Annotated in this window: 9 protein-coding genes; 8 read left to right on the top strand and 1 reads right to left on the bottom strand. The window is 61.6% G+C overall.

The genetic code is table 11. The features are described from left to right. Positions 1-209 precede the first annotated feature (209 nt). The 3 genes from FGA82_RS26765 to FGA82_RS26755 are packed head-to-tail and all read left to right on the top strand — an operon-like array spanning position 210 to position 4,749. A complete protein-coding gene (locus tag FGA82_RS26765) occupies positions 210-1,373 on the top strand; it encodes an efflux RND transporter periplasmic adaptor subunit (protein WP_141129423.1) in 1,164 nt (387 codons plus the stop codon). Further along, a complete protein-coding gene (locus FGA82_RS26760; protein ID WP_141129422.1) occupies positions 1,374-3,347 on the top strand; it encodes a MacB family efflux pump subunit in 1,974 nt (657 codons plus the stop codon). A 7-nt stretch (positions 3,348-3,354) separates the two neighbouring features. After that, positions 3,355-4,749, top strand: a complete 1,395-nt coding sequence (locus FGA82_RS26755) for an efflux transporter outer membrane subunit (protein WP_141129421.1) — start codon at positions 3,355-3,357, stop codon at positions 4,747-4,749. Between the two features lie 180 nt (positions 4,750-4,929). On the opposite strand, the gene FGA82_RS26750 is transcribed toward FGA82_RS26755, so the two are convergent. Continuing rightward, positions 4,930-6,555 (bottom strand): pyoverdine maturation tyrosinase PvdP, encoded by a 1,626-nt coding sequence (locus FGA82_RS26750; RefSeq protein WP_141129420.1) that lies wholly within the window; start codon positions 6,553-6,555, stop codon positions 4,930-4,932. Between the two features lie 207 nt (positions 6,556-6,762). On the opposite strand from FGA82_RS26750, the gene pvdM reads away from it, so the two are divergent. From pvdM to FGA82_RS26725, 5 genes are all read left to right on the top strand, one after another. Beyond that, positions 6,763-8,133 (top strand): pyoverdine-tailoring dipeptidase-like protein PvdM, encoded by a 1,371-nt coding sequence (pvdM, locus tag FGA82_RS26745; RefSeq protein ID WP_141129419.1) that lies wholly within the window; start codon positions 6,763-6,765, stop codon positions 8,131-8,133. Continuing rightward, positions 8,130-9,416 (top strand): aminotransferase class V-fold PLP-dependent enzyme, encoded by a 1,287-nt coding sequence (locus FGA82_RS26740; protein WP_141129418.1) that lies wholly within the window; start codon positions 8,130-8,132, stop codon positions 9,414-9,416. Before pvdM ends, FGA82_RS26740 begins: the two co-directional genes overlap by 4 nt. Before the next feature lie 37 nt (positions 9,417-9,453). Then, positions 9,454-10,341: a dihydropyoverdine dehydrogenase gene (locus FGA82_RS26735; protein WP_141129417.1), complete on the top strand. Its 888-nt coding sequence runs from the start codon at positions 9,454-9,456 to the stop codon at positions 10,339-10,341. A 109-nt stretch (positions 10,342-10,450) separates the two neighbouring features. Further along, entirely contained in the window at positions 10,451-12,100 is a 1,650-nt protein-coding gene (locus FGA82_RS26730) for a cyclic peptide export ABC transporter (RefSeq protein WP_095047693.1), read from the top strand. Between the two features lie 114 nt (positions 12,101-12,214). Next, positions 12,215-14,695 (top strand): TonB-dependent siderophore receptor, encoded by a 2,481-nt coding sequence (locus FGA82_RS26725; RefSeq protein ID WP_171057365.1) that lies wholly within the window; start codon positions 12,215-12,217, stop codon positions 14,693-14,695. Positions 14,696-15,323: the final 628 nt, after the last annotated feature.

Below are 15,323 nucleotides of genomic sequence, written 5' to 3'. Positions count from 1 at the left end.
TATAGATTTAAAGAGCTGATTCCACATCCCGACCAAATAGTCCTGTCCGGACACCTGTTACATGATGTGTGAGCGCTTAAATTCCCTTGTGCATTCATCGTTTACAGGACAGCTCCCCGTATCTGTCGTGCCATGCGACAGCGTTCAGCGCCCCTGCACGCCTGTGCAATAGCCGAATGACGGGCCGAACCCACTGGCCGGAACCCTGCATGAAACGTCCCCGCCCCGCCCGACGCGCCCTGTTCGCCGCCCTTTGTCTGATTCCCGTGATCGCCGTTGCCGCGTGGCAAGTCCTGCCGCCCGGGCGAGATACCCTCGCCACCGTGCAAGTGACCCGCAGCAGTATCGAAAACAGCGTGACCGCACTGGGCACGTTGCAGCCACGTCGTTATGTGGATGTCGGTGCGCAGGCATCCGGGCAGATTCAGAAGATTCATGTCGAGGCTGGCGACACAGTCAAGGAAGGCCAGTTACTGGTAGAGATCGATCCGTCCACGCAAAAAGCCAAACTGGATGCCGGGCGATTTTCCATCGAAAACCTCAAGGCGCAGTTGCAGGAGCAAAGCGCCCAGCACGACCTCGCGCAACAGAAATATCAGCGCCAGCAGAAGCTCGCGGCCGGTGGCGCCACCCGCGAGGAAGACGTGCAGACGGCCCGCGCCGAAGTCCGCGCGACACAGGCACGCATCGACATGTTCCAGGCGCAGATCCGTCAGGCTCAGGCCAGCCTGCGCAGTGACGAAGCGGAGCTCGGCTACACGCGCATTTATGCACCGATGAGCGGCACGGTTGTCGCCGTCGGCGCCCGCGAAGGCCAGACGCTCAATGCGCAACAGCAAACCCCGCTGATCCTGCGCATCGCCCGGCTCTCGCCAATGACCGTATGGGCCGAGGTTTCCGAAGCGGATATCGGCCACGTCAAACCCGGCATGACCGCCTACTTCACCACACTCAGCGGCGGCAGCCGGCGCTGGAGTAGCACCGTACGGCAGATTCTGCCGGTGCCGCCGCGCCCGCTTGAACAGAATCAGGGTGGCAGCCCCACCAGCGGTCGCAGCGGCAGCGAACGCGTGGTGCTCTACACCGTGTTGCTCGACGTCGACAACGCCGACAACAGCCTGATGACCGACATGACCGCGCAGGTGTTTTTTGTTGCGCAACAAGCGCAGGACACCCTCACCGTACCCACCGCCGCCCTGCAACCCGGCTCACGGCCGCAATGGCAACGGGCGCAGATCGTCGCCGCCAACGGCGAAATCCAGGCGCGTGAAGTGCGCACCGGCATCAGCGACCGCTTGCGCACACAAGTGCTTGAAGGCCTGGTCGAAGGCGATCACATCCTCAGCGCGCCGGCCACCGGCAGCGGAGGCTGAATGCAAACCCCACTGATTGACCTGCGGCAGATCCGCAAATCCTACGGCGGCAATGACAGCCCGCTGGTAGAAGTGTTGCGCGGCATTGATCTGTCGATTCATGCCGGCGAGTTCGTTGCCATCGTCGGCGCGTCCGGCTCCGGCAAGTCGACATTGATGAATATCCTCGGCTGCCTCGACCGCCCTACCAGCGGCGAATACCGTTTTGCCGGTGAAGACGTCGCCCAGCTCGACACGGATGAACTGGCCTGGCTGCGCCGCGAAGCGTTCGGGTTTGTGTTCCAGGGTTATCACCTGATTCCGTCCGGCTCTGCCCAGGAAAACGTCGAGATGCCGGCCATCTACGCCGGTACTCCGGCCGCCGAACGGCACGCCCGGGCCAGCGCCTTGCTAGAGCGGCTCGGCCTGGGCAGCCGCACCGGCAACCGCCCGCATCAGCTTTCCGGCGGTCAGCAACAGCGGGTGTCGATTGCCCGGGCCTTGATGAACGGCGGCCACATCATTCTCGCCGACGAACCCACCGGCGCCCTCGACAGCCACAGCGGCGCCGAGGTCATGACCCTGCTCGACGAACTCGCCAGTCAGGGCCATGTGGTGATTCTCATCACCCACGACCGCGAAGTCGCGCAGCGCGCCAAACGCATCATCGAGATTCGTGACGGGCTGATCATCAGCGACACCGCCGAACACCCATCAGCCCCGCCCCGCAGCGCCAACCCCGGCGCACTGCAAGCGGTGGATCTGCGCCAGCGCCTGAGCACTGGCAGCACCCAGACCGGCGCATGGAAAGGTGAGCTGGTCGACGCCGTGCAAGCGGCGTGGCGGGTCATGTGGATCAACCGTTTTCGTACTGCGCTGACGCTGCTCGGGATCGTCATCGGCGTGGCCTCGGTGATGGTGATGCTGGCGGTGGGCGAAGGCAGCAAGCGCCAGGTCATGGCACAAATGGGCGCGTTCGGCTCCAACATCATTTACCTCAGCGGCGCCGCTCCCAACCCGCGCACGCCACCGGGCATCATCACCCTCGACGACGTCGCCGAGCTGGCCGTCCTGCCCCAGGTGGAACGCATCATGCCGGTCAACGGCTCGACCGCTGGCGTGCGTTTCGGCAATGCCGACCACAGCAGTTACGTGGGTGGCAACGACACCAATTTTCCGACCATTTTCAACTGGCCGGTGGTTCAGGGCAGCTACTTCACCCAGGCCGATGAAGACAGCGCCGCCGCCGTCGCCGTGATCGGCACCAAGGTGCGCGACAAGCTGCTCAAGGATGTCGCCGAGCCGATCGGCCAGTACATCCTCATCGAAAACGTGCCGTTTCAAGTGCTCGGTGTTCTGGCGGAAAAGGGCTCGAGCTCCGGCGATTCCGACAGCGACAATCGCATTGCCGTGCCCTACTCGGCAGCCAGCACGCGCCTGTTCGGCAGCCGTAATCCTGAGTACGTGGTGATCGCCGCCAAGGATGCACGCAAAGTCAAAGACGCCGAGCAGGCGATCGAACAGGCAATGCTGCGCCGGCACAACGGTAAAAAGGATTTCGAACTGACCAACAATGCCGCGATGATTCAGGCCGAAGCGCGCACGCAAGGCACGCTGTCGCTGATGCTCGGTGCCATTGCCGCCATCTCCTTGCTGGTCGGCGGCATCGGTGTGATGAATATCATGCTCATGACGGTGCGCGAACGCACTCGGGAAATCGGTATCCGCATGGCCACGGGGGCGCGCCAGCGCGACATCCTGCGCCAGTTTCTCACCGAAGCGGTGATGCTCTCGGTGGTCGGCGGCATTGCCGGCATCAGCCTGGCGATGTTGGTCGGCGGCGTTCTGTGGTTCAGCGGCGTGGCGATCGCGTTTCAATGGCTGGCCGTGATCGGCGCCTTTGGCTGCGCGCTGGTCACCGGCGTCCTCTTCGGCTTCATGCCTGCCCGCAAGGCTGCCCGGCTCGACCCGGTCACGGCCCTTACCAGTGAATGATCGATCTATGAAAGCGCCATTGACAATCCTTGCCGCCAGCCTGTTGCTGGCGGCCTGCAACAGCCCTGCGCCGCGCCCCGACAGCGGCGTGCAGCCACCGGCCGCGTGGCAATCGCCTGACCTGCCCGGCGCCGTGCAGAGCAACCGCCAATGGTGGACGCAGTTCGGCAGCCCCGAGCTTGATCGACTGGTCGAACAGGCGCGACTGGGTAGCCATGACCTCGGTGCCGCCGTCGCTCGGGTCAGACAGGCTCAGGCCAGTGCGACGATTGCAGGCGCCCCGCTGCTGCCGGAAATCAAGGCTGGACTCAATGCCAATCGACAGAAACTGTTGCACGGCAAAGGCTATAGCCAACTGGACGTCAGCCCGGATAATCGCTCGCTGGATTATTACGATGCCGAGTTGAGCGCCAGTTACGAAATCGACTTCTGGGGCGGTAAACGCGCGGCCCGCGACAGCGCCGTATTCGGGGTGCAGGCCAGCGAGTTCGACCGTGCCACCGTCGAATTGACCCTGCAAAGCGGCGTGGCCAGCAGCTACACCCAAGCCTTGGCGTTGCGCGAACAGGCGCGGATTGCCGAACTCAATCTGGCCAATGCGCAAAACGTCCTGCATCTGGTGCAAACCCGCTTCGACGCCGGCAGCGCCACCGCGCTGGAACTGGCCCAGCAAAAAAGCCTGGTGGCCGAACAGCAGCGCAAATTGCCGCTGGTGCAGCAACAGGCCCGCGAAGCCTTGATCACCCTCGCCGCCCTGCTCGGCCAACCGGTGCAGGCACTGGCTTCACCGCAACAGTCGTTCGAACAGTTGCAGTGGCCGAATATCGCCAGTGGCGTGCCGAGCGATCTGCTGAGCCGGCGTCCGGACATCGCCAGCGCCGAAGCCAAACTGGCAGCGGCTCAGGCTGACGTCAGCGTAGCGCGCGCGGCCATGCTGCCGAAAATCACCCTGACCGCCAGCCTTGGCACCGGCGCCGATCTGGCGGCGGACCTGATGCGCACCACGTTCTACAACCTGTCCTCCGGATTGACCGCGCCGATCTTCAACAACGGTCGCCTGAGCGCCGAGCGCGACAAGGCCAAGGCGCGGCAGGACGAACTGCTGGAGTCTTATCGCGGGGCGATCATCAACGGCTTTGCTGATGTGGAAAAAGCCCTCAGCAGCATTCGCGGCCTCGACGAACAACGTCAGTGGCAAAGCGAAGAGTTGAGTCAGGCGCAGACCGCGTTCGACATTGCGCAAAGCCGTTATCAGGCTGGCGCTGAAGACTTGCTTACAGTGCTGCAAACCCAGCGTACCTTGTATGCGGCGCAGGACATGAATGTGCAACTGCGCCTCTCGCGCTTGCAGGCCAGCATTGCCCTGTACAAGGCGCTGGGCGGGGGTTGGCAGGTTATCTGACAGCAACATCTCCTGTAGGAGCTGTCGAGTGCAACGAGGCTGCGATCTTTTGATCTTGCTTTTAAGAGTCAAGATCAAAAGATCGCAGCCTTCGGCAGCTCCTACATGGGGATCGCGTCGTGACTGATTGAATTCTCGGGGCAAAAAAAATCGCAGCACCGGGCTGCGATTTTTTTGCGCTTAAAGTTGCCGGCCTTTCACTTTCAAATGTCGCGCGTACCACGGCCGCTGCGGCACTTTGCGGAACAGGTCGGCCATATTGTCTTCGTCGCCAAAGGTGATGCGCAACGCCAGCTTCATGGTCTCCGGATCCATCTCCACCGAACGGCCGATTTGCAACCCTGGGACGGTGCTGCAGCCATGGGTGTCCGGCCCCAGCCAAGGGTCCTCGACCTCAACCCAGCGCCCCGGCGCAAACCACGGCACGCCGTTGACCTCCAGCCGGCTGACTTCGCCCGGGTGAAAGCGCTCGTGGGCGCGGAACCAGTCTTCGATGCGGTCATCGATCCAGCCGTGGAAACGCCAGAACACCGGGTTCACATGGGAGGAAAACGGGTCGCCGAGGAAGTCGTTTTCCGGCGCATACCAGCGCGCCGAAAAGTCCGCCTGATCCCGCGCCATCGGCACCGGAATGTCGTTGGACGGATCCCGTGCCACCGCTGCCCAGCGCATGTGCAACCAGTCGTGCAGGCCCAGTTCGACTTCCGAGCCGAACTGGCCGAGGCTGAGTTTCGCCAGGTAGCGTGGGTCGCGATATTGCGACTCCCAGACCTGGAAATTGCTGTGGTAAGTTTCGGCGGCTTTGATGTCGCTGACCCACTTGGTGTACTCGTCGTCACCTTCGGTCAGCCAGGTGGGTGGCAGTGCATCGCCGTCGTGGTTGTCGAAGTAACGGGCGAAGCCCTGGCGGTCACGCTCCAGCTCCGGCTGCGGCATCGGGAAGGCCTGCCACGACGGCAGATCCTGCATCGAACGGGCCTTGCCGAGCATGTGCCGGTGCATGAAGAAAAAGTCGATGCCTGAACCATTGCGATCCTTGCTTGGCCCACGGGCATCGCGTTCCTTGTCACGGGGGCCGGGTTGCCAGCCAATACCGCGCAGGGCGTCGCGTTTTTTCTCCGAGAGCTTGTGCCACTTGTCGCGGCTGGCGTGCCAGAGCTGGTGGAACAGGCGATGTTCCGGCGCCACCAGCCACGCCAACAATGTCGGGTTCAAACCGGTGCGCTCGCGGGCTTCGGGGAAACGCCGCTTGATGGCGATGAAATGGTTGTCCAGCTCAGGCAGAGCCAACGGCCGATCGAGGCGCAACACTTGTCCGGTGAACGTGCCGCTGCCGGCATTGCCGAATGCCGCCCAGACTTCGTCGAGTTTGACTTTGAATTCGTAGACCGGCGGCGCGTGCGGCGCATCGGTGCGCGTCAGCCGCCAGTACAATTCGGCGCCGTTGCCCGGCGCCAGATCGCCAATCACTTGATAACGCGCAGGTTCTGCTGAACGCAGATTGGCACCGGTATCGAGAAACCCGCGCAAGCCGCGACCCCGGTGGGCAATGTCGAGAAACAGCTCCAGGCCTTCGCGTGGCAAGCCATCGAGCCCCGCCGCAGCGCCGCTGAAACGGATATCCCAAACGCCGCGCAGGTTGTCCGCTAACTGTTGACCGGCGGTATCGGCCAGATCGACCGTGGCCTCGCCCGGGGTGATCGGAAACTCCTCGCGGGTCAGCTCACGATGTGCATAAAAAGCGGCAGGCAGCGCGGCGCCCGTGAGTGCCATGCCTGCCATGAACCAGCGTCGAGAGATCGTCATTGCCCTACCTGTGTCAGCCATGAAGCAGGCTTTATCCAAGCTAGAACGTTTGCTCGCCGGGGAAATTTACGGCCCCGGCAGAAGATCGCTACGCGTCGTCAGCGCTTTTCCTGCGCGCGACTAAATTACCCGTCCGGCCACTCGTTCCTCCCAGATAGCAAAGGCCCCTGCGCCTGCACCTCGACGGCGAACCTGAATGAGATGGCAATGACAAAACCGCGTTCGAAAAAGGCTCTATTTATCGGCCTGCCGCTGGCCTTGGCGATCAGCGCCGGCGCAGGGTTTCTGGCCTGGGATTACTGGTTTCGGGACAACCCCGGTTATCCGGTAAAAGTGATGAAACAGGCGACCGAATTGCAGGATCGCATTCTCTCCTTCGACAGCCACATCACCGTACCCCTGAGTTTCGGCGCCCACGGCAACGAAGCCGACAAGGACGGCTCCGGCCAGTTCGACCTGATCAAGGCCAATCGCGGGCGCTTGTCGGGCGCTGCGCTGACGGTGTTCGGCTGGCCGGAAATGTGGAACGGCCCGAATGCCCCGCATCGCCCCACCGAAGGTTTCGTCGAAGAAGCCCGCAACCAGCAGGAAGTGCGCTACAAGATCATCACCGGCATGGTTCGCGACTTCCCCAATCAGGTCGGCATCGCCTACACCCCGGATGATTTCCGCCGCCTGCACGGCGAAGGCAAGTTTGCGATTTTCATCAGCATGCTCAACGCCTACCCCTTGGGCAACGACCTGAGCAAACTGGACCTGTGGGCCGGGCGCGGCATGCGCATGTTCGGCTTCAGCTACATCGGCAACAACAGCTGGGCGGACTCGTCGCGCCCGCTGCCGTTCTTCAATGACTCGCCGGACGCCCTCGACGGCCTCTCCGATATCGGCAAGCAAGCGGTGCACCGTTTGAATGATCTGGGCGTGATCATCGACGTTTCGCAGATGTCGACCAAAGGCCTGGAACAGGTCGCGCAATTAAGCCGCACACCGTTGGTAGCCTCGCACTCGGCGCCGCGTGCGGCAGTGGATATTCCGCGCAACCTCAGCGACAAGGAATTGCAGCTGATCAAGAACAGCGGCGGCGTGGTTCAGGTGGTCGGCTTCTCGCAGTACCTCAAACCACTGACTCAGGGCACGCAAGACAAACTCAATGCCCTGCGCGCACGCTTCGATCTGCCGCCATTGCCAAACCTTGCCATGGCGCTGATGCCGGGTGACCCGATCATCACGGCCTGGTCGGAACAGAAACTCGGCCAGTACGCCAGCGGCCTCTACGGCATCCTTGAAGAAGAACCAAAAGCGACCCTCAAGGATCTCGGCGATGCCATCGATTACACCGTGCGCAAAATCGGTATCGACCATGTCGGCATCTCGTCCGACTTCAACGACGGCGGCGGCATCAAGGGTTGGGAAAACGTTGGCGAAATCCGCAACGTCACCGCCGAGCTGATCCAGCGCGGCTACTCCGAAGCGGACATCGCCAAACTGTGGGGCGGCAACTTCATGCGCGTCTGGGATCAGGTACAGAAAGCCGCGAAACCGGCGCTGATTTCCCGTCAGGACACTGCCAAGCCATGACAGACCGCCGGACCTTTCTGAAACAGGCCGGCGTGGTCGCGGCCGCCCTGCCGTTCGGCGCCAGCCTCGCGGCGCCGGCAATGGCGGCGACCGCGCCCGTGGCTTCTGCGAACAAATGGACGCAATTGCGCCAGCTGTTCGATCAGGACCCGCAGGCGATTCACTTCGCCAACTTCCTGATCACCTCCCATCCCAAACCCGTGCGCGAAGCCATCGAACGCCATCGCGCCACGCTCGACCGGAATCCGGGACTGGCGATGGATTGGGATCTGGGGACAAACGAACAATTGCAGCAGAACGTGCGGGTCTGGGCTGGTAAATACCTGCTGGCCAAACCCGGTCAGATCGCTCTCACCGGCAGCACCACCGAAGGCCTGGCGATGATTTATGGCAGCGTGCAGGTGCGCGCGGATCAGGAAATCCTCACCACCGAGCACGAGCACTATTCCACGCGCAACATTCTCGATTTCCGCAGCCGCCGCGATGGCACGCGGGTGCGCAAACTCAGGCTGTTCGACAACCCGCAAAGCATTTCCCTGGATCAGGTGCTCGACACGATCAACCGCAACATTCGCCCTGAGACCCGCGTACTCGGCATGACCTGGGTGCATTCGGGCAGCGGTGTGAAACTGCCGATCAGCGATATCTCGCGGCTGGTCGATGAACACAACCGTCAACGTGACGACAAGGATCGCCTGATTTACGTGGTCGACGGCGTGCACGGTTTCGGTGTCGACGACCTGAGTTTCCCGCAGATGAACTGCGACTTCTTCATCGCCGGTACCCACAAGTGGATGTTCGGTCCGCGCGGCACCGGCATTGTTTGCAGCCGCAGCGAAGAACTGAAGTACGTCAGCCCGAGTGTGCCGACATTCTCCGAAGCCACTTCTTTCGCCACGATCATGACCCCGGGCGGTTATCACGCCTTCGAGCATCGCTGGGCGGTGGACGAAGCGTTCAAATTGCACCTGCAACTTGGCAAGGCCGACGTTCAGGCGCGCATCCATCAGCTCAACAGCTACCTGAAGCATCGTTTGCAGGAACAGTCGAACATCGAGCTGGTGACCCCGCTCGATCCGCAGTTTTCTGCCGGCTTCACTTTTTTCCGGGTCAAGGGTCAGGACTGCGATGAAGTGGCCGCCTACCTGATGCAAAACCGGGTGATCTGCGATGCAGTCAGCCGCGACGTCGGCCCGGTGATTCGCACGGCGCCCGGCCTGCTCAACAACGAAGCCGAAGTGGACCGGTTCATGGCCATCCTCGGTCAAAAACGGCGCGCCTGATCCCTCGACTCCAGTTTTCCTTTCACAGAGACGACTCATGAAAAAGCCTCACGCCTCTTTCACCTTCAAGGCGCTACCCGCGCTGGCCCTGACCGTGCTGTGCGCCGGTCTGTTGCCCGGCGCCGCTCAAGCGGCCACGCCACCGGCGCCGGGCAAAGTGTTCAAGGACTGCAAGGACTGCCCGGAAATGGTCGTTTTGCCGACCGGCACCTTCACCATGGGCACCGCGGATGACGAAGTCGGTCGCGAACCGGACGAAGGCCCGCGCCACGCAGTGACCTTCAGCAAACCCTTCGCCATCAGCCGCTTCCAGGTGCTGGTCGGCGAGTGGGACGCGTATGTGCGCGAAACCGGCAACAAGCCTTACGACTTCGATGATCGTCCGGGCCGCCGCTGCACTGCCGGCAAGCCGGAATTCAAACAGACTGCCCGCGACCCGGCGGTGTGCATGAACGTCGCCGAAGCCCAGGGCTACATCGACTGGTTGTCGAAAAAAACCGGTCATGCCTATCGCCTGCAAAGCGAATCGATCCGCGAGTACGCCGCACGTGGCGGCAGCAGCGGGCCCTTCCCTTTCCCGTTCGATGAAGGCAACAACTACCAGATCTCCAAACACGCCAACACCTATGGCGCCGCCGACGGTTACAACTTCACCTCCCCTGCTGGCACCTTCCCGGCGAATGCCTTCGGCGTTTACGACGCTCACGGCAACGTCTACGAATGGACCGCCGACTGCTATCACAAGGATTACTCCGGCGTACCCAACGACGGTCGCCCATGGACCCAGGAAAACTGCGAGCGCCAGGTCATGCGTGGCAACGACTGGGGCGAGGCGCCAGTGTTCTCGCGTTCCGGTAACCGCAACAGCAGTTGGCCGACCAGCAAGGGCGACTGGCTCGGGTTTCGCGTAGTGCGCGACCTCTGATCCTGCCCGCCACGACCGCAGCCCCACCTGCGGTCGTTTAAAGAAAGTCCGTGACCATTCGTTTTCCTTAAGTACCGGCACTCCCTCCGCACCGAAGCAGGAATCCTCCATGACCAAGCCTACGCGTGGGGCGATCAACGAATTGTTCGCCTTGCTCAAGCCCTTCCGCCTGATCGTCTCTGTGTCCATCGTGCTCGGCATGATCGGCGGCCTGAGCGTCACCGTGCTGCTGGCGACCATCAACAACGCCCTGCACTCCGACGACGGCCTGACCCGCACCGTGGTAATGATTTTCGCCGGTTTGTGCGCACTGGCGTTGCTGACGACGATCTTGTCCGACATCGGCACCAACTACGTCGGCCAGCACATCATCGCCAAATTGCGCAAAGAGCTGGGGGAGAAAGTCCTGTCGGCGCCGATCGACCAGATCGAACGCTATCGCAGCCACCGCTTGATCCCGGTGCTGACCCATGACGTCGACACCATCAGCGACTTCGCCTTCGCGTTTGCCCCGCTGGCGATCTCCATGACCGTCACCCTCGGCTGCCTCGGCTATCTGGCGCTGCTGTCCTGGCCGATGTTCCTGATGATGCTGGTGGCGATTGCAATCGGCACGACCATTCAGGCGATTGCCCGGGCCAAGGGCATGCGCGGTTTCTACGCTGCACGCGACTCCGAAGACGAACTGCAAAAGCATTACAACGCGATTGCCGAGGGTGCCAAGGAACTGCGTATTCATCGCCCGCGCCGTCAGCGTATGTTTGTCGCCGGGATTCAGAAAACCGCCGAGAAGATCTGCGACACCCAGATCAAATCCATCAACACCTTCGTCATCGCCAAGTCCTTCGGTTCGATGCTGTTCTTCGTGGTCATCGGCATGGCCCTGGCCCTGCAATCCTTCTGGCCCAGCGGCGACAAAGCGGTGATGAGCGGATTCGTCCTGGTGCTGCTGTACATGAAGGGGCCGCTGGAGCACCTGGTCAGCACCTTGCCGATCATCAGCCGTGCGCAGATTGCCTTCCGCCGCATCGCCGAACTGAGCGAACAGTTCTCCTCGCCGGAACCGCACCTGCTGCTGGAGGATCAGGGCAAGAAACCCGGTGCCGTCAACAGCCTGGAACTGCACAATGTGCGCTACGCCTTTCCGCCTGTGGAAGGCAGTGAACCGTTCCGCCTGGGGCCGGTGAACCTGCGCATCGAACAGGGCGACATCGTCTTTATCGTTGGTGAAAACGGTTGCGGCAAGACCACTTTGATCAAACTGCTGCTGGGTTTGTACGCGCCAACCGAAGGCGAAATCCGCGTCAACGATCAGCCGATCACCGCGCTGAACCGCGATGACTACCGGCAGAATTTCACCACAATCTTTGCCGACTACTACCTGTTCGACGATCTGATTCAGGGCGACCGCGAAGTTCCGCAGGATGCGACCCGCTACCTCGAACGTCTGGAAATCGCGCACAAGGTCAGCGTGCGTGACGGCGCGTTCAGCACCACCGACCTGTCGACCGGCCAGCGCAAGCGACTCGCACTGGTCAATGCCTGGCTCGAAGAGCGCCCGGTGCTGGTGTTCGATGAATGGGCGGCCGATCAGGACCCGACCTTCCGGCGTATTTTCTACACCGAGCTGCTGCCTGACCTCAAACGTCTGGGCAAGACCATCATCGTGATCTCCCACGATGACCGTTACTTCGACGTCGCCGATCAACTGGTGCGCATGGAGGCCGGCAAGGTCAAGAGCGAACTGCAAACCGCTTGATCGACGAGGCCGCGGCCAGACCGGAAAAATAATTTTCCGGTTTGCCGCGGCTTCCTCGTCTTAATGAGATGAATAAGAACCATTAACAACTATACCTGCCAAGGTCTTAACCTCATGTCCGCATCCCGTTTCATGCTTCGCCCTCTGACTCGAGCCCTGCTGATGCACGGCGCGACACGCACTCGACTGGCCGGCACTGGCCTTGGTCTGGCTCTGACTCTTACAGCAGCGCCGTATGTCCAGGCCCAGGAATGGACCCTGAACATCCCGTCGCAGCCACTGGCCCAAGCGCTGCAAACCCTTGGCCAGCAGACCAGCCTGCAAATCATCTACAGCCCGGAAAGCCTGCAAGGTTTGCGCTCCAGCGCAATCAACGGCCGCTACCAGGATGATGAGTCGCTCAAGGCGATGCTTAACGGCACCGGCATCCGCTACCAGCGTGACGGCAACACTGTGACGGTCCTCGGCCCTGCCACCGGCAGCGCGATGGAACTGGCACCGACCAACGTCAACGCCAACCGCCTGAGCGCCACCACTGAAGGCAGCAATTCCTACACCACCGGTGGCGTGACCATTGGCAAGGGCGTGCACTCGCTGAAGGACACCCCGCAGTCAGTCACGGTAATGACCCGCAAGATGCTCGATGACCAGAACCTCAACACCATCGAGCAGGTGATGGAGAAGACTCCGGGCATCACCGTGTATGACTCGCCCATGGGCGGCAAGTATTTCTACTCCCGTGGCTTCCGCATGTCTGGCCAGTACCAGTACGACGGCGTGCCGCTGGATATCGGCAGCAGCTACGTACAGGCCGACAGCTTCAACAGCGACATGGCCATTTATGACCGCGTGGAAGTACTGCGTGGCGCAGCCGGCATGATGAAAGGCGCGGGCGGCACCGCCGGTGGCGTCAACTTCGTGCGCAAGCGCGGCCAGGACACTGCGCACACGCAACTGTCGCTGTCGGCTGGGACGTGGGACAACTATCGCGGCCAGGTCGACACCGGCGGCCCATTGAACGACTCCGGCACCATCCGTGGTCGCGCCGTGGTCACCGAACAGACCCGTCAATATTTCTATGACGTGGCCAGCCGCAAGGACCAGATCTACTACGGCGCTCTGGACTTCGACCTCAGCCCCGACACCACCCTGGGTCTGGGCTTCGCCTGGGAAGACGTCGACGCCACGCCGTGCTGGGGCGGCCTGCCGCGTTACGCAGACGGCTCCGACCTGCACCTCAAGCGCTCGACGTGCCTGAACACCGCGTGGAACAACCAGCGCAGCAAACGCGCCACCTACTTCGCCGACCTGAAACACCAGTTCAATGACGACTGGTCGCTGAAGGTCGCCGGGGTGTACTCGCGTAACACCCAGGACATGGAATACGCCTTCCCGAGCGGCGCGGTACCTGTCGGTGCCACGTCTTCGAATACGCTGATGCTGGGTAGCATTTACGACTACGACCAGCGCGACTACGGCTTCGATGCCTATGTCGATGGCAAATTCGACGCCTTCGGCCAGCAACACGAACTGACCATCGGCGCCAACGCCAGCCGTTCGCACAAGGATGACTTCTACGCCGTCGCCGCGCTGCCACAACGGCAGAACGTGCTGGACCCCAACCACCACATCCCGCAACCGGACGAAAGCTACTACCTGGCCAACGCCTCCCGTGGCGGCCCGGTGGACATGCACATCAAGCAATACGGCGCCTACTCGATCGCCCGTCTGAAACTGGCTGATCCGCTGACCCTGGTACTGGGCAGCCGTGTCAGTTGGTACAAGTCCGACACGGACTCTGTGCAGTACTTCCGTGGCGAAGGCACCCAGGTCGACACAAAGTCCACCGAAACCGGCCAGGTCACGCCGTTCGCCGGTGTGCTGTTCGACCTCAACGACAACCTGACCGCCTACGCCAGCTACACCGACATCTTCACCCCGCAAGGCGCTTACAAGACCATCGATGGCAGCACCCTCAAGCCATTGGTTGGCCAGAGCTACGAGCTGGGGATCAAGGGTGAGTGGTTCGACGGTCGTCTGAACAGCTCCTTCAACCTGTTCCGCACCATTCAGAAAGACGCGGCTCAGGATGACCCGCGTTGCGAAGACAGTTCCTGCTCGATCAACTCCGGCAAGGTTCGCGCTCAAGGCTTCGAAGCTGAAGTCAGCGGTGAAGTGATCGATCGCCTGCAATTGCTGGCCGGTTACACCTACACCCAGACCAAGGTGCTGGAAGATGCCGACGCGACTCAGGATGGCGTGGTTTACAACTCCTACGTGCCGCGTCACTTGCTGCGTGTCTGGGGTGACTACAGCCTGAGCGGGCCGCTGGATCGCGTGACGATCGGTGCGGGTGTCAACGCGCAGACTGGCAACTACCGTACTTCGCCTTTGGGCGGTGACAACATTGATGGTGCCGGTTATGCGGTCTGGAACGGTCGCATTGGTTATCGTATCGACGACACCTGGTCGGTGGCGCTTAACGGGAATAACCTGTTTGACAAGCGTTACTACTCGACCATTGGTACCGAAGGGTTTGGTAACTTCTATGGTGATCCGCGTAACTTCGTGATGTCGGTCAAGGCTGACTTCTGATTGGATGTTTTGTGAGAAAGCCCCGCTTTGGCGGGGCTTTTTTTTGCCTGTTGGTCTTGGCGGCCTTGGCGGCCTTGGGGCCGACCATGCTCCTTGGGTTTTGGGGACATATCCGTTGCTTCGGGTGCTGCCGCTGGAGGTTTCGCTCTTACAGCGAGTCACCTTTTCCAAACGCCGAAAAGGTAACCCAAAAGGCTTTGCCCCGGCGTACGGCACTTCGCTGAGGCTCAGTGTTCCCTCGCTACGGTGTCCATCCGGGGGCATCGCCTACGGTTTGCTTCGCTGCACCTCCTCTCGATGTATGCGGCTTCGCCGCACGGCGCTACGCGCCTAACCCCCGGATGAACACCTCCGCTCGGCCTGCCGAAGGGGCAAAAAATCAAAAGCCGAAGCCAGAGCAAGATCAAAAGCCAGATCAAAAGCCCCTCACCCTAGCCCTCTCCCGGAGGGAGAGGGGACTGATCGAGGTGATTGGGCGAACTCTGCCGACTTGCGATACCGCTTTGAACTGATCGGCTGAGCGGCGAGCAGAGCAGGACCGTACCCACCAGTGTAGATCTCGGTGGGCGCCGTGTCATTGAAAGAACAACGCCCACCTGCGATAGCGCGTAGAACTCAGGCTCTAAAA

It is taken from the genome of Pseudomonas fluorescens, assembly GCF_005938625.1.
Lineage (GTDB): Bacteria > Pseudomonadota > Gammaproteobacteria > Pseudomonadales > Pseudomonadaceae > Aquipseudomonas > Aquipseudomonas fluorescens_BD.
This window is presented reverse-complemented; position numbering and strand designations above follow the sequence as displayed.

Excerpts from the sequence above, each read along its gene's own strand:
- FGA82_RS26765 (WP_141129423.1), top strand. The coding sequence starts at position 210 with ATGAAACGTCCCCGCCCCGCCCGACGCGCCCTGTTCGCCGCCCTTTGT.
- FGA82_RS26760 (WP_141129422.1), top strand. The coding sequence starts at position 1,374 with ATGCAAACCCCACTGATTGACCTGCGGCAGATCCGCAAATCCTACGGC.
- FGA82_RS26755 (WP_141129421.1), top strand. The coding sequence starts at position 3,355 with ATGAAAGCGCCATTGACAATCCTTGCCGCCAGCCTGTTGCTGGCGGCC.
- FGA82_RS26750 (WP_141129420.1), bottom strand. The coding sequence starts at position 6,555 with ATGACGATCTCTCGACGCTGGTTCATGGCAGGCATGGCACTCACGGGC.
- pvdM (WP_141129419.1), top strand. The coding sequence starts at position 6,763 with ATGACAAAACCGCGTTCGAAAAAGGCTCTATTTATCGGCCTGCCGCTG.
- FGA82_RS26740 (WP_141129418.1), top strand. The coding sequence starts at position 8,130 with ATGACAGACCGCCGGACCTTTCTGAAACAGGCCGGCGTGGTCGCGGCC.
- FGA82_RS26735 (WP_141129417.1), top strand. The coding sequence starts at position 9,454 with ATGAAAAAGCCTCACGCCTCTTTCACCTTCAAGGCGCTACCCGCGCTG.
- FGA82_RS26730 (WP_095047693.1), top strand. The coding sequence starts at position 10,451 with ATGACCAAGCCTACGCGTGGGGCGATCAACGAATTGTTCGCCTTGCTC.
- FGA82_RS26725 (WP_171057365.1), top strand. The coding sequence starts at position 12,215 with ATGTCCGCATCCCGTTTCATGCTTCGCCCTCTGACTCGAGCCCTGCTG.